Below are 25,974 nucleotides of genomic sequence, written 5' to 3'. Positions count from 1 at the left end.
GCGGAAATGATCTCACGCTTTACCGCAATCGCCCTAACCACCAACCCTGATCACCGCCTTGATCAGCCCATCCTTCTCATGCGCCCAGCGCCCGAGATCGCGCGGCGCATCGGCGAGTGTCGTGCGGTGGGTGATGAGTTTGTCCACCGGCACGAGGCCTTTGGCGATCGAAGCGGCCACATGTTCGAAATCGGCGCGGGTGGCGTTGCGGCTGCCGATCACCATCATTTCGCGCTTGTGGAATTCCGGGTCGGAGAAGCGGATATCGTCCTTGACGACGCTGACCAGCACCAGTGCGCCGCCATGGGCAACGAAGGAGAAGGCCTTTTCCATCGAAGGGCCGTAGCCCGTGGCGTCGAAGACCACGTCGAAACCGTCGCCAGCGGTTGTTTCCCGCACGGCATCCGCCGTTTGCTCGTTGGCGACGATGCCGGAGGTGAAGCCGAAGCGCTCAGAGGCCATCTGCAGCCGCTCAGCACTGGTGTCGAGCAGCGTCACCTGATGGCCGGCGATGCGCGAGAAGATCGCTGTCCCGAGCCCGATCGGGCCGGCGCCGATGACGAGCGCCTTGGCGCCGGTGCCGGTCATCGAGCGGCGCACGGCATGGGCGCCGATCGCCAGGAACTCGACGGTCGCCGCTGCCTCGAGGCTTAAGCCCTCGGCGGCATAGAGGTTGCCGGCCGGAACCAAAATCTCCTCGCAGAAGGCGCCGTCCGTATGGACGCCGAGCACCTTGATATTGGTGCAGCAATTCGCCTTGCCCTTGATGCAGGCGACACATTGGCCGCAGGAAAGATAGGGATTGACGATGACGGGTGTTCCCACCGCCATGGCGACGCCGTCGCCGGCTTCCAGCACCGTTGCCGAGATCTCGTGCCCCATCACCCGGGGATATTCGAGGAAGGGATGTTTGCCCTCGAAGATATGGTAGTCGGTGCCGCAGATGCCGACATGGCTGACGGCAAGCCGCACCCAGCCGGCGGCGGGAGCCGCTGGCGAAGGACGCTCGACGATATCGAGCACGCCGGGCTCCCGGCAAAGAACTGCTTTCATGACGGGTCTCGCATTCTTCGGAAGGAGGAAGCCGGTTTGTCTGGCCGGCTCGCGCCGATGTGGCGCCGTATCGAAAACATCTGCCCCTCACCCTAACCCTCTCCCCGTAAAAAACGGGGAGAGGGGACGTGCCAAACGGGATGCTGGCGAGGGACGGAGAGGTTTGCGGCATATCCCCTTCTCCCCGTCAAAACGGGGAGAAGGTGGCGGCAGGCGGATGAGGGGCAGGCGGCGATCTCCCCGGGCGGCGATCTCCTGCTCGCCTCTCAATTGCTCCGGCGGCGGCGCAGCTGGTCGAAGAACACGATCACGATGATCAGCAGACCGGTGATGATGCGCTGCCAGAAGGAGTTGACGTTCAGAAGGTTGGCGCCGTTGTTGATGGTGGCGAGAATGAAGGCGCCGATCAGCGGGCCGTGCACCGAACCGACCGCGCCGAACAGGCTGGTGCCGCCGATGACCGAGGAGGCGATCGCCTGCAGTTCCCAGCCGTCGGCCTGCGTCGCATTGCCGATGGCAATGCGCGAGGCGAGCAGCACGCCGACGAAGGCGGCGAAGCCGGCCGAGAGGATATAGGCGAGGTAGATCATGCCCTTGACGTTGACGCCGGAAAGGCGGGCCGCTTCGGCATTCGAGCCGACCGCGAAGAGATAGCGGCCCCAGCGGCTCAGATGCAAGAAGATGAAGGAGGGCACCGCCACCAGGATGACCATCCAGAACAGGCTCGGAATGCTGAGCAGATCGGCGCGGGCGAAATTGCTGAAATTCTCATTGGTAATGTTGATCGTCGAGCCGTTGGTGATCAACAGGCCAATGCCGCGCAGCGACGTCAGCGTCGCCAGCGTGATGATGAACGGCGGCAGCCCCATATGGACGATGCCGAAGCCATGGAAGGCGCCGATCGCCACGCCGATCAGCAGCGTCAGCACGATCGCACCCCAGATCGGCACGCCCGCCTGCAGCAGCCAGGCGATGATGACGGTACAGAAACCGACGATGGCGCCGACCGAAAGGTCGATGCCGGCGGTGATGATGACGAAGGTCTGGCCGAGTGCGAGGATCGCCGTCATCGCCCCCTGACGCAGCAGGTTCGAAATGTTGAGCGGCGTCCAGAAGCTCGGGGTAACAACGCCGAGCACGATCCAGAGGAAGATCAGAAGCCCGATCAGCGTCAGGCCGAACAGGATGTTCATTTTCCGGCGCGGCGGCGGGGCGACGATTTCGGTAGGGGTGGCAGTCATGAATTTTTTCCCTCTTAGAGCATTTCCGTTTTCTTCAAACCACGGGACTGCTCTATCTCTTTGTTCTTACGCAATTTCCGGATGCAAAACCGCACCGCAGTTTTGCTGGAATTGCCTGTGCTCAGACGCCGATCGCTTCGCTGAGCACTTCTTCATGCGTCGCCGCGTGGTAATCATGGCTCGCGACGATTTTGCCGCCGCGGAAGACGTGCAGCCGGTCGGCCAGTTCGTAAACTTCCGGCAGGTAGGAGGAGATCAGGATGATGCCCGCGCCCTCCTTCAGAAGCTTGGCGAACAGCCTATAGATTTCCGCCTTGGTGCCGACGTCGACGCCGACGGTCGGCTCGTCGAAGATGAACAGCCGGGCACCGTGGCTCAGCCACTTGCCGATGACGATCTTCTGCTGGTTGCCGCCCGACATGCTGGAGGCCGGCACACGCCGGCTCGGCGTCTTGATGCTGAGATCGCGGATCTGCCTGTCGGCATTGGCCGATTCCCGCGCGTGGTTGATGACGGGTCCATGGCTGAGCCGTCCGAACACCGGCAGGTTAATGTTGAGGCCGATCGGCAGGTTGAGGCAAAGCCCCTGGTCGCGCCGGCTTTCCGGCGCCAGCGCAATGCCGAGCTCCATCGCCGTGCGTTCGTTGCGGATGTCCACCCGCTTGCCCATCCACTGGATGTCACCCGCGGTTGTCGGTTGGCGGCCATAGAGGCCGAGCGCGAATTCGCTGCGCCCGGCGCCGATCAGGCCGTAAAGCCCGACGATCTGCCCGGCCTTGACGCTGAGCGACACGTCTTCGAAGCCCGGCCCGGAAAGGCCGTTGACGGCAAGGATGGTCTCGCCGATGGCGATCTCTTCCTTGTGATAGATCTGTTCGATCGTGCGGTTGATCATCAGCGCGATCAGTTCGGCATCATTGGTCTCGCCGATCAGCCGCGTGCCGACATGGGTGCCGTCGCGCAGCACCGAGACACGGTCGGCAAGCTCGAAGACTTCCTCCATGCGATGGCTGATATAGACGATGGTGACGCCTTCGCCCTGCAGGCGGCGGATCAGCTTGAACAGCTGCGCCGATTCCTGGCGCGTCAGATAGGCCGTGGGTTCGTCGAAGATCAGGAACTGGGTGCCGCGCATGGCGGCGCGCGCCGTCGCCACCAGCTGCTGCTGGCCGATGGTCAGCGAGCTGAGCAGCGCGCCGGCCGGAAGGCCGAAGCCGAGATCGTCGAGCACGGCCTGCGCCAACTTTTGCATCTGCTTCTTGCGCATCAGGCCGTAGCGGTTGACTTCGTCACCGAGGAAAAGGTTGGCGGCGACCGTCAGATGCCGGCAGAGCACGACTTCCTGGTGGACGGCGTTGATGCCGCGGGCGATCGCCTCGTTCGGCGTCGACAGCCCCACTGGCTGGCCGCACCACAGCACTTCGCCGGCGGTGCGGGTAATGACGCCGGTCAGCAATTTGATCAGGGTGGATTTGCCGGCGCCGTTTTCGCCGACGATGGCGTGGATCTCACCGGCGAGAAAGGTCAGCGTCGCCGGCTTCAGCGCCTGTACATGACCGTAATTCTTCTGCAGGCCCTTGAGTTCGAGGATAGGCGATCCGGCGGGAATGCGATTGGCTTCTTTCAGCGTGGCGCTGTCATCGTGGCGATGACTGACCTCTTCCAGTCCGATCATGGACCTCTCCTCCTTGTGTCGCGTCTGCTCTATCCATCCCCTGGTAAGCATAGTATGGCCCCTGGTAACCATAACATGGTCCCTGGTAACCATAACATGGATGGAAAAAGCCGCGCCGGTTTTTGAAGCCGGCGCGGCCCGTCAGTCTTTGTTACTTGATCTTCGGGTTCAGCAGCGCGTCGATCTTCGGATCGGCCATGTTCGCCTTGGTGACGAGGTTGGCGCCGGTGTCGACATTGGCTTCGACCTTCTCGCCCTTGGAGACGGCAAGCGCGGTCTTGATGCCGTCATAACCCATGCGGTAAGGGTCCTGAACGACGAGGCCGGCAATGGAGCCCTCCTTGAGGAAGCCGACCGTCTTGTCGTCGCTGTCGAAGCCGATGACCTTGATCTTGTCGCCGAGCTTGTTTTCGGCGATCGCCTGGCCGACACCCTGCGCCAGGATCAGGTTCGAGGCGAAGACGCCGACGAGCTTCGGGTTGGCCGTAATCAGGTCGGTCATCATGTTGAGGCCGGTCGTTGCCTGGCCGTCGCCGTACTTGTCGGCAATGACCTTCAGGCCGGGATGCTTGGTCTTGATCTGATCCAGGAAGCCTTCGCGGCGCTGTTCCAGCGAGCCGACGCCGGGAAGATTGGTGAGGATGACGATTTCGCCCTCTTCCTTGCCCGTCATTTCCTTGACGGCGGCAGCCAGGCCATCGGCGGCGATGCGGCCGCCCTGGACGTTGTCGGTCGTCAGGAACGACTTGAACGCCTTGGAGTCGGCGCCTGAGTCGATACCGATGATCGGAACAGACTTGGCGGCTTCATCGATCGGCTTGCCGAGCGCCTTGAATTCGGTCGGCGAGATCACGACGGCGGCCGGCTTGCCGGCAACGGCGTTCTCAAGAATGCTGATCTGGCCGTTGACGTCGGACTCAGCCTGGGCGCCGAGTTCCGGTACCTTGACGCCGAGATCCTGGCCTGCCTTGCGGGCGCCGGCCAGAACGATCTGCCAGTAGAAGGACGTCGTGTCCTTGACGATGATCGGGATCGTCACGTCGGCGGCAAAGGACGTAACCGGCATCGCAGTGGCGATAACGGCAGCGCCGGCAAGCGCCGTAAAGGCGCGACGGGACAGAAGGGATTTCACGATAGTCATAAGGGTTCTCCTCTCAAGATGCGTTCTCCTCCGAGTAAATCGGCCGCTGAACGCAGGCGGACGATTTTTATCGATAAAAAACATTTGCAGGGAGAAGCTAGCCGAGGCGCAATCAAATTGCAAGAGCGTCAAACCGGCTTTTTTGCTTTGGCAAATTCCTCTCAAGCAACTGATTTTATTCCAATACCACGATAACCTAAAATAGGTATCAGCCCAGATCGACCTCATGCGGATGCACGACGCCCTTTTTCAAAATCAGGTTGCCGTACAGCCGGAATTCCGTCGTCGCGACGATATAGGTGGCCTTGCGGGCCATCGCGTAGAAAGCGAAACGCTCGACCGGCACGATCGGAAAATCGCCGGCGCGCCTAGCAACGATCTGTTGGAACTCGGCGCAGACCTCCGGCACGGCGTGCGGGTCGCCGACCACCTCCATCCGCCACGCCGCTTCCGGCACGAAGGTGTCGAGCGGCATGTGGGCGAGGATCGCATCGGCCATAGCAGTGGCGCTGACGCCGTCGGCGCGAATGACCGGCGGGCCCATCGAGCCCGAGGGGAAATTGGCGTCGGATATGACGATGTCGTCGCCATGTCCCATCGTCTTCAGCGCGTGAAGCAGGTCGGGGCCGAGCAGCGGATGAATACCCTTGAGCATAGTGTCTCCTCAGACGCGGACAGCTTCGGCGCCGAGCGGCGGCGCGACCAGCGTATAGGGTTCGAATTCGGCATAGATCTCATCGGCAAGCCGCGGTTCGAGGATTTCCATGTTGCGGATCAGGCTCGACGGCTTGGCGGTGCCCATCAGCACCGATGCGACAATCGGTTCGCGCAGCGCAAACTGCAGGGCAGGCGCAGCCAGCGGCACGCCGTGGCGCTTGGCGATCGCCTCCATGGCGCCGACCTTGGCAAGCACGTCGTCATCGGCCGGCATATAGTCGAAATGCGCACCCGGCACCGGACCCGTGGCGAGAATGCCGGAATTGAAGACGCCGCCGACGACCAGCGACGTGCCCTTCTTCAGGCAGAGCGGCAAGAGTTCGGCGACCGCCGAACGGTCGAGCAGCGTGTAGCGGCCGGCCATCAGGATGCAGTCGAGATCGGCATGGCGCATGACGTCGAGGCAGACTGGCACTTCGTTGACGCCGAGGCCGAAGGCCGAGATCGCGCCTGATGAGCGAAGCTCCTCCAGCGCCTTCACGCCGGAATCGAGAAACTGCTTCTGGTAGACGGCGTTCTTCGCCGCGCCATGTGTGTAACCGCCGAGATCGTGCACATAGAGAATATCGATGCGGTTGAGGCCGAGGCGGGCATAGCTGAACTCGACCGAGCGCATGATGCCGTCATAGGAATAGTCGTAATCGGCATCGAAGGAGAGCGGATCGACATAGCTGTAATCGGGCACGGTGCCGGTCGGCACCGGCCTGAGCAGCCGGCCGACCTTGGTGGACAGCACGTAACTGCCATCCGCCTGGTCGCGCAGGAAATCGCCGACCCGGCGTTCGGCAAGGCCGAGCCCATACCAGGGCGCCACGTCGAAATAGCGGATGCCGCTGTCCCAGGCCGCCTGCAGCGTGTCCATCGCTACCTCGCGCGGGCAGGCGCGGTAAAGACCGCCGAGCGCCGCAGCGCCGAAACTGATTTCGGTCACCTCGAGCTTGGTCTTGCCGATCCGTCTCGTCTTCATCATGCCTCCTCGCCAAGTCTTGGGATTCAGAGCAATTCCAGGAAAAGTGTGAAGCGGTTTTCCGTCCGGAATTGCGTAAAACAAAGAGTTAGAGCGTCGCACCCAGATGCCATGGCACGAATTCATTGTCGCCGTAGCCGAAGAGTTCGCTCTTGGTCTTCTTGCCCGAGGCCGTGTCGACGATCAGCTCGAAGATCTCGCGGCCCTTGCCGCTGATCGTCGCATCGCCGGTGGCGATCGTGCCGCAATCGATGTCCATATCCTCTTCCATCGAGGCATAGAGCGCCGAATTGCTGGAAAGCTTCAGCGATGGCGCCGGCCGGCAGCCGAAGCAGCTGCCGCGGCCCGTGGTAAAGGCGATCATGTTTGCCCCGCCCGCCACCTGGCCGGTCGCCGAGACCGGGTCGTAGCCGGGTGTGTCCATGAAGACGAGGCCGGGGGCGGTGACCCGCTCGGCATAACCGTAGACTGCCGTCAGCGGCGAGCGCCCACCCTTGGCAACCGCGCCGAGCGACTTTTCCAGAATGGTGGTGAGACCGCCGCGCTTGTTGCCGGGCGAGGGGTTGTTGTCGAGCGAGGCGCCGTGCAGGGCGACATAATCTTCCCACCAGGCGATCTTCTCGTCGAGCTTGTTGGCCACCTCGTCGCTGACGGCGCGGCTGCGCAGCAGGTGTTCGGCGCCATAGATTTCCGAGGTCTCGGAGAGGATTGCCGTGCCGCCGGCAGCCGCCAGCAGATCGGCCGCAATACCCAGCGCCGGATTGGCGGTGATCCCGGAAAACCCGTCCGAGCCGCCGCATTGCAGGCCGATGATGATCTCGCCGATCGACATCGGCACGCGCTTTTCCTTGCCGACATCGGCGGCGATTTCACGCAACATCCCCATGGCCCGCTCGACCGCGCGGCGTGAACCGCCGGCATCCTGAATGTTGAAATGCCGCTTCGAGGCGCCGGCGCCGCTCTGGCCATAGAGCGTCAGCTGATTGACCTCGCAGCCGAGGCCGATCATCAGCACGCCGCCAAAATTGACATGTCTGGTATAGCCGGCAAGCGTCCGGTGCAGAACGTTCATGCCGTCGCCGGTCGAGCTCATGCCGCAGCCCTGGTCGTGCACGATCGGCACGAAACCGTCGATGCCTTCGTAATGCGGCAGGATCGTCCGGTTGGCCTCGTCGGCGATCGCCCGGCAGACCGTGGTGGAACAGTTCACGCTGGCGATGATGCCGATATAGTTGCGCGTCGCCGCCCGCCCATCGGCGCGGCGATAGCCCATGAAGGTACGCGCCCTGTCCTCACTCGTCGCCATCTCCGGCGCCGAATTGGCGGTCGCCGCCAACCGGTCGTTTTCGAAATGCAGGTTGTGGCTGTGCACATGGTCGCCGGCCTTGACCTCGGCCGTCGTGCGGCCGATCGCCTGTCCGTATTTCACCACGGCGGCGCCGAGCGGAATATCTGAAATCGCCACCTTGTGGCCGGGGTCGATTTTTTCACGGGTTTCAATGCCGGCAACCGTAGAACCCGGCGCGATGGCCGCCGTTGCGACCGCGACATTGTCACCGGCCGACAGAATGATCCAAGGCAGTTTGTCCAAGTCTCTTCTCCCCAGAGCATGATGCCGAAAAGTCTGAGCGGTTTTCGGACGACATCATGCTCCAACTATCGAATTTAGGAAACGCTCGCTGCATCGGCGAATGCGCATTGATTTTGTTTTTTATCTACAATAAACATTTTCAAGTCAACGGGAATATTGATCCTGTGGACGAGGGAGGCAATGAGCCGCAGGCGACCGGAAATAAGCTAGAAGGTCGTTTGAACAAGCCCCGGTCTGTTTGCCCTGCTTTGCAGAGGCGCGGGCACGAGGGCGGAAAGCGGGGTCTGGTGGCAAGGCAGAATACGGTCTTCAAGGAAGCCTATAATAGGTATGCCGTGGCCCTTCGCACGGATACGGCACTGCCCTCGGAACCGGAGATTGCCGCCCAGCTCGGCGTCAGCCGCTCGACGGCGCGCGCCATCCTGACCCGCCTCAGCGAAGAAGGCATCATCCGCTGGAACAAACGCCAGAAGACCGTGCTGCGCCAGCCGACTGACCGCGACCTCTTTCCCTCTGAGGAAACTGACTCCCTGCATGATATCATCGAGCGCAGCTTCATGCAGCGCATCCTCGCCGATGATGCAGCCCCCGGCATGCAGATCAACGAGCTGGAGCTTGCCCGCGAGATCGGCACCGGCACAACAAGCGTGCGCGAATTCCTGATCCGCTTCTCTCGCTTCGGCCTCATCGAGAAGCGGCCGAACAGCCATTGGACGCTGAAAGGCTTTACCCGCGAATTCGCCCTCGAACTTGCCGATGTGCGCGAGATGTTCGAGCTGCATTCCGCCGCCGAATTCGGCCGGCTCCCCAGGGATAGCCAGGGCTGGGCCGATCTCGCCGCCATCCGCGACGAACATCACGCCATGCTTGCCGACATCAACCAGCGCTACAAGGATTTCTCCGTTCTCGACGAGCGCTTCCACCTGGTGATCCACCGCGCTTCGAAAAACCGCTTCATCGCCGATTTCTACGACGCCATCGCCATCGTCTTTCACTATCACTATCAGTGGAACAAGACCGCCGCCCGCGAGCGCAACGAGCGCGCCATCCACGAACATCTGGATTATATCGCGGCGCTCGAATCCGGCGACCAGGCGGCGATCGAAACCGCCTGCCGCGTCCACCTGCGCTCCGCCCGCCAGACCCTGCTGCAATCCCTGCCGCAGTTGGCGACCGAGAGCGGTTGAGCGTAAGCGAAGGATGACGAAAGGGCGTACCGTGTGGCCCCCTCATCCGACCCTTCGCTCCCTCTTCTCCCCGAGGGGAGAAGAGGGAGCGAGGCGCACCGACATTGCTCGAACGCACCGCCTGTTTAAAGGCACTTCGTTCAATAGGGTCGATGCCGAAACGGCATTCTCCCCTCTTCTCCCCAGCGGGGGTCCGAAGGACGGGTTGAGACCCGTGGCTCAACCCCGGTCGGTGGCCCGGAGGGTCGGATGAGGGGGCTGCACGGCACAACGCCAAACACCGCCTCCCCATCCGCATCATGAAACCTTCTGATCCATAAGCCGTTATCGGCTTATGACCGGCGCTAAACGTAATCCGATATCGGTCGACGGCAGCGAACCGCAGGGTTCCGAGACGTCGCTCGACGAGAAGGCATCGACTGTCGAGGTTGTGCCGCCGCCAGATCCCATCGAACCCGGTCCGGAGCTGACGCCCGAGGAGGCCGAGCAGGCGCGCAAGAAGTATCTGCTCAAGCGTTTCTGGATCAGCGCGCGCCACTACTGGGGCAGCGGTGGCGATAAGCTCGCCTGGCCGTGCACCCTCGGACTGTTGGCCCTGATCGGCATCAATGTCGGTTTCCAATATGGAATCAATCTTTGGAACCGCGGGATTTTCGACGCCATAGAGCAACATGATGCCGCCACCGTCTATTTTCTCAGCGCCGTCTTCGTGCCGCTGGTGCTCGGCACCGTCGCCGTTGTCACCACACAAGTCGCCCTGCGCATGATGATCCAGCGCCGCTGGCGTTCCTGGCTGACGACCGCAGTCATCGGGCGCTGGCTGGCAAACGGCCGTTATTATCAGTTGAACCTGATCGGCGGTGACCACAAAAACCCCGAAGCGCGCATTTCGGAAGATTTGCGGATTGCCACCGAAGCCCCTGTCGATTTCATCGCCGGGGTCATTTCCGCATTCCTGGCGGCCTCCACCTTCATCGTCGTGCTCTGGACGATCGGCGGGGCATTGACGCTGCCGATCGCCGGATTCACCGTCACCATTCCCGGCTTTCTCGTCGTCACTGCGGTTCTCTATGCCGCGATCACCTCCAGTTCGATGGCGGTCATCGGCCGCCATTTTGTCCAGATCTCCGAGGCTAAAAATCAAACCGAAGCCGAATTTCGCTACACGCTGACGCATGTGCGCGAAAACGGCGAGAGCATTGCATTGCTCGGCGGCGAAGAGGAGGAGCGCAACGACCTCGACAAGACCTTCGCCAATGTGCTCGGACAATGGGCGCTGCTTGCCCGCCAGCACATGCGCACAACGCTGGTGTCGCATGGATCAATGCTGATTGCTCCGGTCGTGCCGGTGTTGCTGTGCGCTCCGAAGTTTCTCGAAGGCAGCATGACGCTGGGCCAGGTCATGCAGGCAGCCTCTGCTTTCGCCATCGTCCAGGGCGCGTTCGGATGGCTGGTCGACAACTATCCCCGTCTTGCCGATTGGAACGCCTGTGCCCGGCGTATCGCTTCGCTGATGATGTCGCTCGACGGGCTGGAGCGGGCCGAAAAGAGCGACGCGCTCGGGCGCATCAAGCGTGGCGAAACGGAGGGCGAGGCGATGCTCAGCCTGAACGATCTCTCCGTGTCGCTTGACGACGGCACCGCCGTGGTTACGGAAACCCAGGTGGCGATCGAACCCGGCGAGCGGGTGCTCGTATCCGGAGAATCCGGGTCGGGCAAGAGCACGCTGGTGCGGGCGATCGCCGGTCTTTGGCCCTGGGGCGACGGCAGCGTCAATTTCCACGCCGACCGACGCTTGTTCATGCTGCCGCAACGGCCCTACATCCCGTCGGGCACGCTTCGCCGCGCGGTGGCCTATCCCGGCGCCGCCGATAGCTGGACGCTGGATAGGATCAAGGAGGCTCTCGCCAAGGTGGGGCTGGATTATCTGAACGACAAGATCGAGGAAGACGCGCCATGGGACCAGACCTTGTCGGGCGGCGAAAAGCAGCGCCTCGCCTTTGCGCGTCTCCTGCTGCACACGCCCGATATCATCGTGCTGGATGAAGCAACCTCGGCACTCGATGAGAAGAGCCAGGACAAGATGATGCAGATGGTGATCGATGAATTGCCCGAGGTGACCATTGTCAGCGTCGCGCATCGGGCTGAGCTCGAAGTCTTTCATAGCCGCAAGATCACCTTGGAGCGGCGCGAGGGCGGCGCAAAGCTCGTCAGCGATATCGATCTGATCAAGCGCAAGAGAAAACGGAATTTGCTGTCACGCGTGTTGGAGAACCGCCGTTCGCCGCCGAAGGGCAGCGCCGCCGAGAATAAGCCGGCGCAACCGCGGAATGGAAACTGACGTCTGCTTGGTGGCGGAATTCATCAGTCGCGCAGCAGAACCTCCGCGTCCGCAATCTGATCCAGATTGTCGATCAGCCGCTTGAGCAGATCGACAAGCTGTGCTGCTTCCGCATCCGTAAAGCCCGCCAAGGCCTCGCTATTCCCCTGGAACAAGGCCGCAACGGCCTCCGGCATGCTTTGCCGCGCAGCCTTGGTCAGCACGACGCGGCTGCTGCGCCCGTCAGCCGGGTCGCGTGTCCGCTCGATCAGGCCGTCCCGCTCCATGCGAGCAAGCATCTGCGCCATCGGCGGTTGCTCCACTTTGGCAAAGCGGGCGAGATCGCGCTGCGTGCTTGCCTTGCCATTCTGCAGCGCCACCAGCACAGGCAACTGGCCGACACCGAAACCAAGCGGTTTCAGGCGTGACTCGCTGAGCCGGGCAAAGCCCCGCGCCGCAAGACTGATAAGATGCCCCGGCGTCGAAAGCACGTCTTCGTCCATTCCGCTTCCCTTTTCTCCAGCGCTTGACTACAAGATATATATGTACGTATGTATCTTCATCAGCGGCATTCGACAATGCCGTTTCGATGCGCACAGCAAATGTTTCAATCTCGATTGAGGAAACGACATGTCTAGAAATGACGTCGAAATGATCAAGCGCGTCTATGCCAGCTTCAACGCCAGAGACATCGACGCTGTTCTTGCCGTGCTTTCCGATGACGTCGCCTGGGCCAACGGCATGGATGGCGGCTACGTCAACGGTCGCGAGGCCGTACGCGACTATTGGACACGCCAATGGGCCGTTATCAGTCCGCATGTCGAGCCGGTCGCATTTCAAGAAACAGAAGACGGCTCCGTTGCCGTCGAGGTCATCCAGTCGGTATTCGACCTCGATGGCCGGCCGTTGCGGGGGCAAAGCCACGGCCTGAAGGACAAGACCGTGACGCATATCTTTCGCTTGGAAGGCGACAAGATCATTCGCTTCGATATCCAGGATGCCGCCTAAGCCCAGCATGCGCTGTAAGCTGGTCGGGGATGACCGCTCCCCGCAGAAGCGGCCATTGTCAGGCTCGCCTTTCCACTGTCGGGCAGCCCGGCTTGTGCGTCTCAGTTGGCGCTTAGCCGGCGGTATCGGTTCACAGCCTGCGCGCTTCCAGACGACGCTTGTCGCGCCCGACATGGTCGGAGCCCAGCTCCGTCAGACGGAATTGCCGTTTCTGAAATTCCCCGCGGATCAAGATGAAACCTTGCTCTTCGGCTTCGCTCAATGTCTTCAGGCTGGTACCTTTAGGGGGAGACTGCCAAGCCATGCCATCGGCGCTGTGCAGCAAGACCATGATCTTTATAATTTTGTCTCTCCATGGCTGATGCATACAGCCGGGCTGCATCGCTTCGGCAATCCGATGGTTCCGCATTCTTGAAATGGCACAATCCAGGAGAGCCAGTTGATTTCAAAGGTTTATTTTTGGCTGATCCCGAGTTTTGCTAAGCTATTGTATAAAAGCTCCGATAGGTTTGGTCAATTCGATCACTCCGTCCCAACAGGTCTGGTCATGCCTGGCGATTGGCCCCGAGGGCGCTGATTTCCATTGAATCCCGCAACTGGCGGCGCATAGTGCCGATGTTCCCGGCTTTGCCGGTTGAACAAAGGGGGAGCCGGTGCATGTCAGCAAATCTCGACGATATCCGTAACCAGCAACGTGAGACCTGGGACAAGTTTTCCGCCGGCTGGAAGAAATGGGACAGCCTGGTTCTCAGCTGGCTCGCCCCGTATGGTGACGCCATGCTCCGACGCGCAAATCTCTCCAACGGCTTCAGCGTGCTCGACATAGCCGCCGGCACGGGCGAACCCGGCCTGACGGCGGCGGCGGCAATCCCCGACGGTCATGTTGTCGTAACCGATCTCTCGGAAAATATGCTGACTGCAGCCGCCGAAAATGCGGCCAAACGTGGCCTGAAAAACTTCAAAACCCAACTATGCGATGCGGGAGCGTTGCCTTTTGCCGATGCCAGTTTCGAGGCCGTCCTGTGCCGGTTTGGGTTTATGTTCTTCCCTGATATCGCTGCCGCCGCCAGGGAGATGGCACGCGCGGCAAAGCCCGGTGCGCGCGTCTGCGCCGCAGTCTGGAGCACTCCCGCCGAAAATCCATGGGCGACCACGATCATGGGCACGATCGCCCGCCACGTGGAAATGCCCTCGCCACCCCCCGGCTCTCCGGGCCTGTTCCGCTGTGCGGGGGAAGGCATGATGGCCGAGACCTTCAGAGAGGCGGGCCTTCTCGATGTCGCCGAGGAAAAGGTGTCGGCGATGATGGTGCACGATAGCCCGGCGCGCTACTGGGACTTCATGACGGAAGTCGCCGCGCCGGTTGTCGCTGGACTATCCAGGGCAGATGCGGCAACACGGGAGAAGATCCGTCGCGAGGTCCTGGAGCTAGCTCTCCAATCCGTCAGCGATGGCAAGGTTCGCCTTCGCTCAACGGCAACGGTAATCACAGGCACGCGATAGGCTCAGAATCTCGTCGACAACGACGGCGAGCGGCGCAGTGGCGTCGATGACGACACCGCATCTCGGAATATCCTCCGTCGTTGCATGCAAGCGCACAATTTCGCTGTCATTGATCGCTCCCATCAGCCGTCAGTGAAAGACGAAAGTCAGGGCCGATCGGCGTCTAATGCGACGCCGCCTCGCTTGCGACAGCCGCGCCGTCGCGCTTGCGGCTCGGCGCGACCGGGATCAGCCAGGTGGTGAAGAAGGTCAGCACCGCGACGACGACCACGCCCCAGAAGCTCCAGTGCAGGGCGGCATTGAAGACGGTGCGGATCGCCGGGTCGGCGGCGAGCGCTGAAAGCCCGGTTGGCTGGTTCAGCGCCTCACGCAGGCCCGCCGCTGCCTCGCCGCCCGCATAATGGTTGATGCCGGCATTGAGGATGGCGCCGAGCACGGTGGCGCCGAGCGTATTGCCGAGGCTGCGGGAAAAGATGATCGAAGCAGTGGCGCTGCCGCGCATCGACCATTCGACGCTATCCTGCACCAGCACGATGCTGGTGAGGCTGATCAGACCCATGCCGAAGCCCATGAAGAAGGAGCCGGCGCCGGCAAGCACCGGCGAGCTGTCAGGGGTCAGGAACAACAGGAAAGAGGCGCCGAACGGAAACAGCAGGCTGCCGACGCGCAGGGTGCGGCGGATGCCGAAGGCCCTGTAGAAACGGCCGGAGAGCATCACCGCCAAGGGCCAGCCGACGACGAGCATGGTCAGCGTGAAGCCCGCAACGATCGGCGACCGGCCGAGCACCCCCTGCACATAGATCGGCAGGATTGTCGAAAGCCCGATCAGCGCCATGCCGGCCAGCAGCGTTGCCGCATTGCTGGTCGCAATCAGCCTTCGGCTCCAGAGCGGGATCGAAATGATCGGCTCCGGCGCCCGCTTCTCCTGTCTGAGGAAGAGAATGCCGGAGATCACGAAGACGGCAAAAAGCGACAGCAGGATCCAGGCGCTGGCATCGGTTTCGGTCAGCATCACCAGCAGCGCCACGATCGAGATCGAAAACAGCACCGATCCGAGGTAGTCGATCTTTGCCTGCTTGTGCGCCACGTCCTCCTTCAGGAAGATCATGAAGGCGATGATCGAGATGATGCCGATCGGCAGGTTGATCCAGAAGATCCAGGCCCAGGAGATATTGTCGACGATGATGCCGCCGGCCAGCGGCCCGACGACGGCCGATGTCGCCCAGACGGTCGCCATGAAGCCCTGCACGCGGCCGCGCTCCTCGAGCTTGAAGAGGTCGCCGATGATCGTCGTCGTCACCGGCTGGATGGCGCCGGCGCCGAGCCCCTGCAGCAGCCGGAAGAGCACCAGCGACATCATCGACCAGGCAAGCCCGCAGAGAGCCGAGCCGACGAGGAAGATCAGGATGCCGCCGATCAGCACCGGCTTGCGCCCAAAAATGTCGGAAAGCTTGCCGTAGATAACAGTCGTCGTCGACTGCGCCAGCAGGAAGGCCGAAAACACCCAGCTGTAATAGGAAAAGCCGCCGAGCTCGCCGACGATGCGCGGCATGGCGGTTGCCACGATCGTCGCCTCGATCGCCACCATGAAGGTCGCGACCATGATGGTGGCGACGATAAGCACGCGGTTCGAGCGTTGCGCTGCATTCGACATGACGATCCTCTTCGGGTGCTCCGCAGATGCCGGAAATATCGGCAGGCTGGCTAGATGGGGCGATGCGCCATGTGCGGAGTGATGGGTAGTTTTACGTCCGTAAGCGCGAGTCGTAAAGCCGTTCCCGCGGCTGTTGTTTTCACGCGATTTCGCAGCCGCTACGGCCGAAGCGAAGGCCCGGCGGGCTCGGCCCCGGGGCCTTCATTCTGTCAGGAGGTCAGGCGGACATCCGCTCCATCCTCATTGCGGGCAGGCCTCGCTGCCCGAACCGGTATTCGCGGAACCGGCGGTGCAACCCGGCGTCGGCTTGAGATCAGGATTGACGCCGCCGGGATTGATCGTGCTGCGGCCGCTATTGAACTCGACGCCGCCATTGCCGCTCGTGCTGCCGGTGGTGCCGGGATCGGTGCCGAGGGACCCGGTGCCCGCCGAGCCAGTGCTGGCCGATCCGGAGCCGGAACTTCCCGAGCCGCCGATAACAGGCGCCACCGAAAGCCGCCCGCTGGAATTCGCACCGCCAGCCGTCTGCGCCAGCGCCGAGCCGGCAAGGCCCAGGGAAAGGAGGGATATCGCGATGAGTTTGCAGGACATGGTTTTCTCCATCCTTGTTGTCTCAAGGGGAGAACCAGTTCGGGAGCGGCAGGTTCCTGCTGGAATTGCAGGTTTTTGGCGACTTTCGAAGATGCTAGCTGACCGCAGATACCAGCAAGCAGAGGCATTTTATGGACTCGACCAGAGGCGATAGACAGTCATCTTTTCATTCACCATCCAGCATTTTAAACTTTCGCGCCGCCTGAGGGCACAGCATCGTGAATTGCTCGATCAGCGGCGGCATGCCTGAGGAGCACGAAACATCTGCATCCTCTGGTAATGGGAAAGTCACGCGCAGCGGTTCTCCGCTAGCAGGAAAGAAGGACAGGGTGCCCTTGCGGCAATTGGCGGTGGAACGATAGGTGTCTTTACCACTTTCTTTCAGATACATCGCCACGCACTGCTCAACAGTCAGTTTCCCGCCATGTGCGACCGTCTCGTATCCCGGATCTCGCTCACAGTATTCCTGAAAGTTGGCCTGATTGACGTTCCCTTCCATAACCGCAGCGCTTGAATCGGTGCCGGTCCTGCTGACCAGCGTTCCGTCCCATCCAGCACATGAGGCCAGTGGGAAATCCTCGGCCTGTGCCGGGGACATGGCAAAGGTGAAAACTAAGATACTCAAAAGCGATATCCGCATGAATCCTCCTAATTGCTGGGCCTGCCCGCGCTCGATCGATATCAGTCGCTCATGCGAACCGAAGGGGTAGCCCGACCGCCTTGAGTGAAGAAGCCCACAATCTGTTGAAGCTTGCCCGCCGAGCGGCCAAACGTAGCTAAAGGTGGACGCAGGATATTAAAAGAGGCTTATAATGGAGGTCGTTTGCAGGCGATTGAGAAAAATGGTGCCGCTTGCAGGACTCGAACCTGCGACCCCATCATTACGAATGATGTGCTCTACCACCTGAGCTAAAGCGGCATCTCACGGCCGAAGCATGCGGCCTGCGATTTGCATGGCGCTGATACAGCCATTGTCTGAAGATTTCAAGCACCCTGTCATGGCTTTGGCAAAAAAGAGGGCAGGGGCGGCGAGAGCCGGTTCAGAGGCTAAGCCGGGCGCGGGCGGCCTTGTATTCGGCCTCCAGCCGGTCGACGAGTTTGGCCACCGGCTCGACGGCCTTGATGGCGCCGATGCCCTGGCCGCTGCCCCAGATGTCCTTCCAGGCCTTGGCGCCGCCGACCGCCTGCTCGAAATCCATCTTCGAGACATCGGCAAGCGGCAGGTTATCGGGGTCCATGCCGGCGGCGAGGATCGAGGGCTTCAGATAGTTGCCGTGCACGCCGGTGAAATAGTTGGAGTAGACGATATCGCTGGCTGCCCCGTCGACGATCGCCTGCTTGTAGGCCTCGGCTGCGCGCGCCTCTCGGCTGGCGATGAAGGGCGAGCCGATATAGGCCATGTCGGCGCCCATCGCTTCTGCGGCAAGGATGGCGCCGCCGGTGGAGATCGCGCCGGCCAGCAGCAGCGGCCCGTCGAACCATTCGCGAATTTCCTGGATCAGCGCAAAGGGCGACAGCGTGCCGGCATGGCCGCCGGCCCCGGCTGCCACCGCAATCAGCCCGTTGGCGCCCTTGCGGATTGCCGAATGGGCGTGGCGGTTGTTGATAATGTCATGCAGCACGATGCCGCCATAGGAATGCACGGCCGCATTGACCTCGGGCACGGCACCGAGCGAGGAGATGACGACCGGCACCTTGTATTTGACGCAGAGCGACAGATCGCGCTCCAGCCGCTTGTTGGACATATGGACGATCTGATTGACGGCAAAGGGGGCGGCCGGCCTTTCCGGATGGGCGGCGTCGTGGCGGGCAAGCTCTTCGGTGATCTCAGCCAGCCATTCGTCGAGCTGACTTTCCGGCCGGGCATTCAGCGCCGGAAACGCCCCGATGACGCCAGCCTTGCATTGCGCCAGCGTCAGCGCCGGATGCGAGATGATGAACAGCGGCGAGCCGATGACCGGCAGTCTCAATTTGTCTTTGAGGATCGGGGGCAGGGCCATGGCGCATCGCTTCCATTGACGTTTACGAAAACGTCAATCTCTTAACAGAGAAGAAAACGCGATAAAAGAGCGGCTGCCATGTCTTCGTCGATTTCAGCCCGAATATACACGTCTGAGATGGCTTATAAAATAAGGCCCATAAGCGGTGAAACCCGGCAATAATCCCGCCGATCAACGGCAGCCGAGCCTGCAAGGCTTGCGGTTTGCCGCGCTTGCCGCTACCGAATTTTGATGGAGAACGGCGGGGATTGCAGTCCGATGCCGGGTTCAAGCTGAAGGACTGAATGTGAGCGGATTAGAAACGGCCATTAGAACAGCACTCGAAAATTCCGATCGCGACAATCCGGAGGTTCGAGCGAGGATCTATCAGTCGGCCCGCCAGGCGCTTGAAGCCGGCCTGCGCAAGCAGGATATCACCGACACCGAGGTCGTCGCCCATCACCGCCATCGCCTGGAAAGCACCATCCACGCCATCGAGGGCGAGGAGCGCGACCGCCTTCACCCGCGCCAGCGGCCGCCGGAGGTTCCCGTGCCGCCTGTGGTGGAAATGCCGGCGCCGCCGGTTCATCGGACCGATGTGGCCGATATCGACGGTCCCGTCGACAGCCCCGCTGTGTCGGGTGATACCCGCGCTCCCGAGGTGGCTCATAGCCGCGGCGACGATTTCAGCCTCGACGACGTGCATGCCGGCAGTGCCGACCATCTCTCGGCCGCCCCCGTCGGCGAGGAGCGGCTTGCCCGCGGCCAGCGCGCCACCACCATGGATTTCCGCCCGGAGCGGGCGGCGGGCCGCCGCAAGCCGCGCAAGTTCTTTTCCAGGCTGCTCGTCTGGTGCGTCCTGCTTGCCTTCATCGGCATCGGCGCCTGGTGGGCGCATACATCTGGCCTGCTTAAGACGGCGGCCGAGCGCGACACCAGCGTCGCCAATCCACCGGCCAGCACCCAGCCCGAGGATTTCACCGGCAATGATAGTGGCGCCGGCAATGCCGCCCCTCACACCGACGAGCCGGTGACCATCGATCCGCAGAACAGCTTTTCGGCCGATTGGATCCCGCTGTTCAAGCCCGAGGAGGCCGACAAGATCCAGAGCGGGCCGCGGGCGCGCACCGAAAAGATTGCCGAGAATGACGGCCCCGCCATCCGCCTGATTTCCGAGAGCGGTGCAGCCGACGGCAATATCTCGATCAGCGTTCCCCCCTCGGTGCTGCAGCAGCTTGCCGGCAAATCCTCGACCATCGCGCTGACGCTGCAATCCACCACCGACGAGCCGACGCAGGTTACCGTCGAATGCAATTTCCAATCGCTCGGCAATTGCGCCCGCCATCGCTTCAACGTCACCCGCGAAAAGTCGGATGCGCTGCTGCAGGTGAAATTCGACCGCTCGCTGGCGCCGAATGCACCGGGCACGCTGACGATCAACAGCGATCTCGACGGCAAGGCGCGCGGCATCAACCTCTTCGCCATCCGCATCCTGCCGGGGCAATAACTCAGCCCCGGCGAAGCCGGTGGCGCCAGCCTCGGCGAAGCGGGTAGCCCCAGCCACCTCCGTGAGAAAGCCCTATTTCAAGAATCCAGACCCTGAGCCGATGATCTCCTCATCGACCGTGCCGAGCGCCTTTTTGTCCTTGCCGTCATAATCCATCCTGTTCAGCATGTGGCGGATCAGTTCGAGGCGCGTCCGCCGCTTGTCATTGGCGCGGATCACCGTCCAGGGCGCGAAATCCGTATGGGTTTCCTTTAGCATCCGGTCGCGCTTTTCGCTGTAGTCGCCCCACTTCGTCAGCGCCGCGATGTCCATCGACGACAGTTTCCAGACTTTCAGCGGATCGTGCCTGCGGTCATGGAAGCGCTTCAGCTGCATTTCGCGGCCGATATCGAGATAGAATTTGAAGAAGAAGATGCCCTCATGGGCAATGATCTTTTCGAGCTGCGGCGCCTGCTTGAGAAAATCCTCATATTGCTGCGGCGTACAGAAACCCATGACCGGCTCGACGCCGGCGCGGTTGTACCAAGAGCGGTCGAACAGCACGAATTCGCCAGCCGTTGGAAACTGCGCGACATAACGCTGGAAATACCATTGTCCCTGTTCGCGCTCGGTCGGCTTGGTCAGCGCTACGACGCGCGCAAGGCGTGGGTTCATATTCTCCGACGAGGCCGAGATCGCGCCGCCCTTGCCGGCCGCATCGCGCCCTTCGAATAGCGCCATCACCCGCTTGCCGGTCGCCTGCAGCCAGAACTGCACCTTGACGAGTTCTATCTGCAGCTTTTCCAGCTGCTCCACATAGTCCTCTTCCTTCAACTTCTTCTTGTGGGGAAAGTCGCCGGATTCCAATGCGTGTTCCTCCACCCAGTCCGGCAGGATAGGATCGTCGACATCGAAGCTGCGCTTCTTGCCGCGGATCTCCAGCTCCACGGCCCTGTTTTCGGCGGTCTCGGCCATATGCTCCTCCTCAGCGTTCGTTTCTTTCTTGCAGGCGAGCATAGTTACCGTTGAAAATCAAATCTTTCGCGTTCGGCCGGTATTTTTTGTGGGTTTCGCCCGCGGGCTTTCGAATTGGAGAGGCCAGTCGAAAAATTCTGTCATGAATTGCCGCTATCAGGCAGAGTTCAATATTAACAACAACGAATCGACGCCGCGAGGGCACTTGCAAGACGAAATTCCGTGGAGAAAAAGCCTGTCGGCGCGCATCCGGCGCGAACGGCCGGTGCTGCTGGCGACGATCCTCTGCGCGCTCGTCGCCCTTGCCGCCGGAATGAACAAGTGGCTGGTGCTCATCCTCCTGCTTGTCATGGTCATCACCGCGCTTTTCAACGGGCCGCCCGATATCAAGGCAGAACTGGTCGAGCCGGTCGAGATCAAGCCGGAGGTGCTGCCAAGCCGCCTGCCGGAAGTGTCCGCCACGCTCGCCGGCCTCGATATCCCGGTCATGGTGCTGTCGGCCGATGCTTCGGTGCTCTTCCAGAACCGGGCTGCCGAAAAGGCCTTCGGCGAGGTGGCGCTCGGCGCCCATATATCGGGCCGCATGCGGTCGCCCGGCGTGCTCGATATGGTGCGCGAAACCATCGCCACCAACGCGCCGAACCAGATAGAACATGCCGAGCGGCTGCCCTCCGAGCGTGTCTATATCGTCCGCAGCGCCCCCATTGAATTTTCGGCCGAAGGTGGGCCGCATGAGCGTTATTTCATCCTCTCCTTCCGCGATATTTCTGAGGTTCGCCGCATCGACCGCATGCGGTCGGATTTCGTCGCCAATGCCAGCCATGAGCTGCGCACGCCGCTGGCGTCGCTGCGCGGCTTCATCGAGACTATTCAGGGGCCGGCGAAGAATGATCTGAAGGCGCAGGCGCGGTTCCTCGCTATCATGTTCGATCAGACGACACGCATGAGCCGGCTGGTCGACGACCTGCTGTCGCTCTCTCGCCTGGAGCTGAAATCGCACATCGCCCCGGATGAGAAGATCGACCTGGTGCCGCTGCTCGGCCATGTCAGAGACGCGCTGGTGCCGCTGGCAAGGGATGTCGGCGTCGACATCAACCTGCATCTGCCCGACGGCAAAGTCGAAGTGCTGGGAGACCGCGACGAGCTCGTCCAGGTCTTCGAAAACCTGATGGAAAACGCCTGCAAATATGGCCAGGAGGGCGAGATCGTCGATGTCTGGCTGAAGAAGGGCGCTGGCCAGCCGGTCGAAGTCAGCATCGTCGACAAGGGGCCGGGCATTCCGGCCGAGCATGTGCCGCGCCTGACCGAGCGTTTCTATCGCGTCAGCATCGAGGACAGCCGCTCGAAAAAAGGCACCGGCCTCGGCCTTGCCATCGTCAAACACATCCTCACCCGCCACCGGGCACGACTGATCGTCAAGTCAGAAGTCGGCAAGGGCACCGATTTTACCGTGCGCTTCTGACCAGATGCGCTGCCTGTCCCCTCTCCCCGTAAAACGGGGAGAGGGTTAGGGTGAGGGGCAAATCACAGGTACAGCCCGGGCAGATCCCTGACAGAATGAACCGGGTTGATGGTTGACAAGTCATAGTGCGTCGGAGGGAGGGCTTCCGATGCCATTTGTGGAGACTTGTCGCATGGAAGAACGTGTTCGGATGCTGTCGGACTATGTTTCGGGGCATTGGAGTGTGAGTGATCTTTGCCGTCGTTACGGTGTGAGCCGGGAGACATTTTACGCCTGGCGCAAGCGGCAGATGAGCGGTGCGGACGACTGGTTTGTCGACCGCTCGCACGGTACGGTTTCGTGCCCGCATCGCACGCCGGCAGCCCTTGTCGATCAGGTGATTGCGCTGCGTCAGCGGTTTCCGCATATGGGGCCGCGCAAGCTTTTGGCTTTGTTGCAGCGCCAGTCGGCGCAGACATCTTGGCCGGCGGCCTCGACGATCGGCGACATCCTCAAACAGGCAGGTCTTGTGGAGACTTCCAGGCGCCGCCGCAGGGCCCTGGATCAGGGTCGCCCGTTCAGCGAGGCAAGGCAAGCCAATGATGAATGGAGCGTGGACTTCAAGGGCTGGTTCCGCACCCGCGACCAGCAGCGCATCGATCCGCTGACGATCAGCGACAGCTACAGCCGGTTTCTGATCGATGTGCGCATTGCTCCGCAGACCATCGAGGGCGTGCGGCCGGTGTTCGAAGAGGCCTTCCGCACCCATGGCCTGCCGTTTGCGATCCGCTGTGACAATGGTTCGCCCTTCGGCAGCCATGGAGCCGGCGGCCTGACCCGATTGTCGACCTGGTGGATCAAGCTCGGCATCGAGGCGCACTTCATCGCGCCGGCATCGCCCCAGGAGAACGGCAGGCACGAACGCATGCATCGCACTCTGAAGGCCCAGACATCCAAACCGCCGGCCGACAATGCCGGCCAGCAGCAGGTCCGTTTCGATGCCTTCCGCCAGCACTACAACGAGGAGCGCCCGCATGAAGCGTTGGGCCAACGCCCGCCCGCCGACCTCTATCGGCCCAGCCAGCCGCGTGCGATGCCTGACCGTCTCGACGATCCCTGGTATGATGCCGACCACCAGGTGCGCCGTGTACGTGACAGCGGCGAGATCAAATGGAAGGGAGGCCGGCTGTTCGTCAGCGAAGCCCTTGCCGGCGAACTCGTCGGACTGAGCGAGCTGGAAAACGGCGATCACGTCGTGCGCTTCTGCAATCGCGACATCGGCCTCATCGGCCCGGACGGCCGCTTCCGTCGCTTCGCTCCGCCGCGCCCGCCCAGGCCGATGAGGCCCGAAGCAGCACACACGACAGAATGAAAACTGTCAGGTATCATCCCGGTCCAAAGTGTCGACTATCAACCCGGTCGTTCACACACGGAACAACGTCAATGAGAGGCCGCAAGCCGAAAACCACCGCCCGGGCGCGCTCATTGCGTCAGTCGGACAACGACGCGGAAGGCAAACTATGGAATGAACTGCGCGATCGGCGGCTCAACGGACATAAATTCGTCCGGCAATTGCCGATCGGTCCCTATTTTGCGGATTTCGCCTGCCGTGAAATGCGGCTGGTGATCGAAATCGACGGCAGCCAACACGCAGGCAATCGACGCGACGCAGTTCGGGATGTCTTCATAACCGGCAATGGCTGGTCGGTGGCTCGCTTTTGGAATGTGGATGTTCTGAGAGAGCTGTCATCCGTGCTGGAGACGATCGTTGCGATCTGCGAGGGACGGCTGGTCGAACGTGTCGAGGCGACGGATTTGCGGTTCTTTCCGGCTGCGGGCGAATAGCGACTGCCCCTCACCCTAGCCCTCTCCCCGTAAAGAACGGGGAGAGGGGACGTGAAACGGGGAGAGGGGACGTGCCCGACGAGATGTGTGCGAGGGACGCAGAGGTCGCGGCATATCCCCTTCGCCCCGCAAGCGGGGAGAAGGTGCCGGCGCGGATGAGGGGCTCACGCGGTACGATCTCAATGAAAGATGCAAGGAGCATCCAAAGGGCCTTCACTCATTGGTGTGCTGCCTAGGTTTGCAATGCAAGGTGGATGTGCGGCCGAAATTCAGATCCTTGCTGACACATCCGCTTCGAGGAAGATTTAAATTCACATTCAATATCAATGACATAACCTGTCACAAATGTTTCACCGATTTGACATAAAAGGACGGTGCTTACAGCGCTAAGAGAGTCTCGCCGATGAAAAAAGGCACTGCGAGGGCCTCTCTAAAGGCCGCACTCACACAAGCCCAATGCGGGAGATTTCTAATGAACACCTTCAAGCTCACCGTTGCCGCGCTCGCTGCAACCGCCGCTTTCGCTGGCGCTGCCGTCGCCCGCGACCAGATTCAGGTTGCTGGTTCGTCCACCGTCCTGCCTTACGCAAAGATCGTTGCCGAGTCCTTCGGCGAAACCTTCACCAACTTCAAGACGCCGGTCGTTGAATCCGGCGGCACGGGCGCTGGTCTGAAGGAATTCTGCAAGGGCGTTGGCGAAGACACCATCGACGTTGCTAACGCTTCGCGTCCGATCAACAAGAACGAAGCCGAAGCCTGCAAGGCTGCCGGCGTGACGGACATTCAGGAAGTCAAGATCGGCTATGACGGCATCGTCTTCGCAACCGACGCTTCCAACCCGGATGTCGCCTACGTTCCCGCAGACATCTACAAGGCCCTCGCAGCCCAGGTCGTCGTCGACGGCAAGCTCGTCGCCAACCCTTACAAGAAGTGGTCGGAAGTTAACCCGAAGCTTCCTGCTGTTGATATCGCTGCCTATATCCCGGGCGAAAAGCACGGCACCCGCGAAGTCTTCGAACAGAACGTTCTCGCCGCCGGCTGCAAGGCTTCAGGTGCTGTCGACGTCATCGCCAAGGAAATCGCCGACAAGGCTGCGCAGGGCAAAGCCTGCGTCGCAGTCCGCAAGGATGGCGCTGCTGTCGACATCGACGGCGACTATCCAGAAACCCTGGCACGCATCGCAGCCAACAAGACCGGCGTCGGCGTATTCGGCCTTTCCTTCTATGAAAACAACGCCGACAAGCTCAAGGTTGCCAGCGTAAACGGCATCGTTCCGTCGACCGAAACGATCGCCAACGGCACCTACCCGGTTTCCCGCCCGCTGTTCTTCTACGTCAAGAAGGCACATCTCGGCGCCGTTCCGGGCCTGAAGGAATACGTCAACTTCTTCGTATCCGACCAGATGATCGGCCCTGACAGCCCGCTCGTCGAATACGGCTTGGTTGCCGCTCCGGATGCCGAGCGCGACGCGATCCGCAAGGAAGTCGAAGCCGGCAAGGCTATGTAACGACTTTGCCGGCGCGGTGCTCGAAAGGCCCGCGCCGGCATTGCCTTGAACCCTGACGCGCCAGCATTTCCGCTGCAGGGTTGAATTCATTCC

The 25,974-nt window shown here is 61.6% G+C and carries 23 protein-coding genes and 1 tRNA gene; 9 read left to right on the top strand and 15 right to left on the bottom strand.

Going from position 1 to position 25,974, the window contains the following annotated elements:
* Window positions 1–33 precede the first annotated feature (33 nt).
* The 7 genes from RCCGE510_RS21925 to RCCGE510_RS21895 all read right to left on the bottom strand — a co-directional run bounded on the left by RCCGE510_RS21925 (window position 34) and on the right by RCCGE510_RS21895 (window position 8,385).
* Complete coding sequence (locus tag RCCGE510_RS21925) at window positions 34–1,053, bottom strand: zinc-binding alcohol dehydrogenase family protein (RefSeq protein ID WP_007633603.1); 1,020 nt, start codon at window positions 1,051–1,053, stop codon at window positions 34–36.
* Window positions 1,054–1,319: 266 nt separating this feature from the next.
* Window positions 1,320–2,294 carry an ABC transporter permease gene (locus RCCGE510_RS21920; RefSeq protein ID WP_007633601.1) on the bottom strand — a complete coding sequence of 325 codons (975 nt, stop codon included), beginning with the start codon at window positions 2,292–2,294 and terminating at the stop codon, window positions 1,320–1,322.
* 121 nt (window positions 2,295–2,415) lie between these two features.
* On the bottom strand, window positions 2,416–3,969 hold the full coding sequence (locus RCCGE510_RS21915) for a sugar ABC transporter ATP-binding protein (protein WP_007633599.1): 1,554 nt from the start codon (window positions 3,967–3,969) through the stop codon (window positions 2,416–2,418).
* A 151-nt stretch (window positions 3,970–4,120) separates the two neighbouring features.
* A complete protein-coding gene (locus RCCGE510_RS21910) occupies window positions 4,121–5,110 on the bottom strand; it encodes an ABC transporter substrate-binding protein (RefSeq protein ID WP_007633598.1) in 990 nt (329 codons plus the stop codon).
* A 208-nt stretch (window positions 5,111–5,318) separates the two neighbouring features.
* A complete protein-coding gene (locus tag RCCGE510_RS21905) occupies window positions 5,319–5,765 on the bottom strand; it encodes an RbsD/FucU domain-containing protein (protein WP_007633597.1) in 447 nt (148 codons plus the stop codon).
* A gap of 9 nt (window positions 5,766–5,774) precedes the next feature.
* Window positions 5,775–6,794, bottom strand: coding sequence for an aldo/keto reductase (locus RCCGE510_RS21900; RefSeq protein ID WP_007633596.1), 1,020 nt, complete (start codon window positions 6,792–6,794; stop codon window positions 5,775–5,777).
* 88 nt (window positions 6,795–6,882) lie between these two features.
* On the bottom strand, window positions 6,883–8,385 hold the full coding sequence (locus RCCGE510_RS21895; protein WP_007633594.1) for an altronate dehydratase family protein: 1,503 nt from the start codon (window positions 8,383–8,385) through the stop codon (window positions 6,883–6,885).
* Window positions 8,386–8,672: 287 nt separating this feature from the next.
* Here RCCGE510_RS21895 and RCCGE510_RS21890 point away from each other — a divergent pair, with 287 nt between their 5' ends.
* Window positions 8,673–9,572 carry a GntR family transcriptional regulator gene (locus RCCGE510_RS21890; RefSeq protein WP_007633593.1) on the top strand — a complete coding sequence of 300 codons (900 nt, stop codon included), beginning with the start codon at window positions 8,673–8,675 and terminating at the stop codon, window positions 9,570–9,572.
* A 334-nt stretch (window positions 9,573–9,906) separates the two neighbouring features.
* A complete protein-coding gene (locus tag RCCGE510_RS21885; RefSeq protein WP_007633592.1) occupies window positions 9,907–11,913 on the top strand; it encodes an ABC transporter ATP-binding protein/permease in 2,007 nt (668 codons plus the stop codon).
* Between the two features lie 23 nt (window positions 11,914–11,936).
* On the opposite strand, the gene RCCGE510_RS21880 is transcribed toward RCCGE510_RS21885, so the two are convergent.
* A complete protein-coding gene (locus RCCGE510_RS21880; RefSeq protein ID WP_007633591.1) occupies window positions 11,937–12,395 on the bottom strand; it encodes a MarR family transcriptional regulator in 459 nt (152 codons plus the stop codon).
* Between the two features lie 127 nt (window positions 12,396–12,522).
* Here RCCGE510_RS21880 and RCCGE510_RS21875 point away from each other — a divergent pair, with 127 nt between their 5' ends.
* A complete protein-coding gene (locus RCCGE510_RS21875) occupies window positions 12,523–12,900 on the top strand; it encodes a nuclear transport factor 2 family protein (RefSeq protein ID WP_037079406.1) in 378 nt (125 codons plus the stop codon).
* Between the two features lie 130 nt (window positions 12,901–13,030).
* On the opposite strand, the gene RCCGE510_RS21870 is transcribed toward RCCGE510_RS21875, so the two are convergent.
* Complete coding sequence (locus tag RCCGE510_RS21870; protein WP_037079546.1) at window positions 13,031–13,231, bottom strand: hypothetical protein; 201 nt, start codon at window positions 13,229–13,231, stop codon at window positions 13,031–13,033.
* Window positions 13,232–13,557: 326 nt separating this feature from the next.
* Between RCCGE510_RS21870 and RCCGE510_RS21865 the strand changes: the two genes are divergently transcribed.
* Window positions 13,558–14,403, top strand: a complete 846-nt coding sequence (locus RCCGE510_RS21865) for a methyltransferase domain-containing protein (RefSeq protein WP_007633587.1) — start codon at window positions 13,558–13,560, stop codon at window positions 14,401–14,403.
* Window positions 14,404–14,566: 163 nt separating this feature from the next.
* Here the strand turns inward: RCCGE510_RS21865 and RCCGE510_RS21860 are convergent, their stop codons facing one another.
* From RCCGE510_RS21860 to RCCGE510_RS21840, 5 genes are all read right to left on the bottom strand, one after another.
* Entirely contained in the window at window positions 14,567–16,057 is a 1,491-nt protein-coding gene (locus RCCGE510_RS21860) for an MDR family MFS transporter (RefSeq protein WP_007633586.1), read from the bottom strand.
* 240 nt (window positions 16,058–16,297) lie between these two features.
* Window positions 16,298–16,648, bottom strand: a complete 351-nt coding sequence (locus tag RCCGE510_RS21855) for a hypothetical protein (RefSeq protein ID WP_007633585.1) — start codon at window positions 16,646–16,648, stop codon at window positions 16,298–16,300.
* A 166-nt stretch (window positions 16,649–16,814) separates the two neighbouring features.
* A complete protein-coding gene (locus tag RCCGE510_RS21850) occupies window positions 16,815–17,288 on the bottom strand; it encodes a hypothetical protein (RefSeq protein ID WP_007633584.1) in 474 nt (157 codons plus the stop codon).
* A 203-nt stretch (window positions 17,289–17,491) separates the two neighbouring features.
* Window positions 17,492–17,567: transfer RNA gene (locus RCCGE510_RS21845), tRNA-Thr, on the bottom strand.
* Window positions 17,568–17,688: 121 nt separating this feature from the next.
* Window positions 17,689–18,648, bottom strand: coding sequence for a nitronate monooxygenase family protein (locus RCCGE510_RS21840; RefSeq protein ID WP_007633583.1), 960 nt, complete (start codon window positions 18,646–18,648; stop codon window positions 17,689–17,691).
* A gap of 286 nt (window positions 18,649–18,934) precedes the next feature.
* On the opposite strand from RCCGE510_RS21840, the gene RCCGE510_RS21835 reads away from it, so the two are divergent.
* Entirely contained in the window at window positions 18,935–20,134 is a 1,200-nt protein-coding gene (locus RCCGE510_RS21835; protein WP_007633582.1) for a hypothetical protein, read from the top strand.
* Between the two features lie 72 nt (window positions 20,135–20,206).
* Here the strand turns inward: RCCGE510_RS21835 and ppk2 are convergent, their stop codons facing one another.
* A complete protein-coding gene (gene ppk2, locus RCCGE510_RS21830) occupies window positions 20,207–21,088 on the bottom strand; it encodes a polyphosphate kinase 2 (protein ID WP_007633581.1) in 882 nt (293 codons plus the stop codon).
* Between the two features lie 205 nt (window positions 21,089–21,293).
* On the opposite strand from ppk2, the gene phoR reads away from it, so the two are divergent.
* From phoR to RCCGE510_RS21810, 4 genes are all read left to right on the top strand, one after another.
* Complete coding sequence (gene phoR / locus RCCGE510_RS21825) at window positions 21,294–22,550, top strand: phosphate regulon sensor histidine kinase PhoR (RefSeq protein WP_240539677.1); 1,257 nt, start codon at window positions 21,294–21,296, stop codon at window positions 22,548–22,550.
* Window positions 22,551–22,722: 172 nt separating this feature from the next.
* Complete coding sequence (locus RCCGE510_RS21820; RefSeq protein ID WP_240539671.1) at window positions 22,723–23,901, top strand: integrase core domain-containing protein; 1,179 nt, start codon at window positions 22,723–22,725, stop codon at window positions 23,899–23,901.
* A 71-nt stretch (window positions 23,902–23,972) separates the two neighbouring features.
* The gene (locus tag RCCGE510_RS21815) at window positions 23,973–24,374 is read left to right on the top strand and encodes an endonuclease domain-containing protein (protein ID WP_007632860.1); all 402 of its coding nucleotides are present in this window, start codon (window positions 23,973–23,975) and stop codon (window positions 24,372–24,374) included.
* Between the two features lie 472 nt (window positions 24,375–24,846).
* On the top strand, window positions 24,847–25,881 hold the full coding sequence (locus tag RCCGE510_RS21810; protein ID WP_007633579.1) for a substrate-binding domain-containing protein: 1,035 nt from the start codon (window positions 24,847–24,849) through the stop codon (window positions 25,879–25,881).
* Window positions 25,882–25,974: the final 93 nt, after the last annotated feature.

Origin of the sequence: Rhizobium sp. CCGE 510, from assembly GCF_000292525.1 — a bacterium.
GTDB lineage: Bacteria > Pseudomonadota > Alphaproteobacteria > Rhizobiales > Rhizobiaceae > Rhizobium.
Note: the sequence above shows the minus strand (reverse complement) of the source record. Positions and strands in the feature narration are given on the sequence as shown.

Coding starts and splice junctions, on each gene's coding strand:
- RCCGE510_RS21925 (WP_007633603.1), bottom strand. CDS start 1,053: ATGAAAGCAGTTCTTTGCCGGGAGCCCGGCGTGCTCGATATCGTCGAG.
- RCCGE510_RS21920 (WP_007633601.1), bottom strand. CDS start 2,294: ATGACTGCCACCCCTACCGAAATCGTCGCCCCGCCGCCGCGCCGGAAA.
- RCCGE510_RS21915 (WP_007633599.1), bottom strand. CDS start 3,969: ATGATCGGACTGGAAGAGGTCAGTCATCGCCACGATGACAGCGCCACG.
- RCCGE510_RS21910 (WP_007633598.1), bottom strand. CDS start 5,110: ATGACTATCGTGAAATCCCTTCTGTCCCGTCGCGCCTTTACGGCGCTT.
- RCCGE510_RS21905 (WP_007633597.1), bottom strand. CDS start 5,765: ATGCTCAAGGGTATTCATCCGCTGCTCGGCCCCGACCTGCTTCACGCG.
- RCCGE510_RS21900 (WP_007633596.1), bottom strand. CDS start 6,794: ATGAAGACGAGACGGATCGGCAAGACCAAGCTCGAGGTGACCGAAATC.
- RCCGE510_RS21885 (WP_007633592.1), top strand. CDS start 9,907: ATGACCGGCGCTAAACGTAATCCGATATCGGTCGACGGCAGCGAACCG.
- RCCGE510_RS21880 (WP_007633591.1), bottom strand. CDS start 12,395: ATGGACGAAGACGTGCTTTCGACGCCGGGGCATCTTATCAGTCTTGCG.
- RCCGE510_RS21875 (WP_037079406.1), top strand. CDS start 12,523: ATGTCTAGAAATGACGTCGAAATGATCAAGCGCGTCTATGCCAGCTTC.
- RCCGE510_RS21870 (WP_037079546.1), bottom strand. CDS start 13,231: ATGGTCTTGCTGCACAGCGCCGATGGCATGGCTTGGCAGTCTCCCCCT.
- RCCGE510_RS21865 (WP_007633587.1), top strand. CDS start 13,558: ATGTCAGCAAATCTCGACGATATCCGTAACCAGCAACGTGAGACCTGG.
- RCCGE510_RS21860 (WP_007633586.1), bottom strand. CDS start 16,057: ATGTCGAATGCAGCGCAACGCTCGAACCGCGTGCTTATCGTCGCCACC.
- RCCGE510_RS21855 (WP_007633585.1), bottom strand. CDS start 16,648: ATGTCCTGCAAACTCATCGCGATATCCCTCCTTTCCCTGGGCCTTGCC.
- RCCGE510_RS21850 (WP_007633584.1), bottom strand. CDS start 17,288: ATGCGGATATCGCTTTTGAGTATCTTAGTTTTCACCTTTGCCATGTCC.
- RCCGE510_RS21840 (WP_007633583.1), bottom strand. CDS start 18,648: ATGGCCCTGCCCCCGATCCTCAAAGACAAATTGAGACTGCCGGTCATC.
- ppk2 (WP_007633581.1), bottom strand. CDS start 21,088: ATGGCCGAGACCGCCGAAAACAGGGCCGTGGAGCTGGAGATCCGCGGC.
- RCCGE510_RS21820 (WP_240539671.1), top strand. CDS start 22,723: ATGGAAGAACGTGTTCGGATGCTGTCGGACTATGTTTCGGGGCATTGG.
- RCCGE510_RS21815 (WP_007632860.1), top strand. CDS start 23,973: ATGAGAGGCCGCAAGCCGAAAACCACCGCCCGGGCGCGCTCATTGCGT.
- RCCGE510_RS21810 (WP_007633579.1), top strand. CDS start 24,847: ATGAACACCTTCAAGCTCACCGTTGCCGCGCTCGCTGCAACCGCCGCT.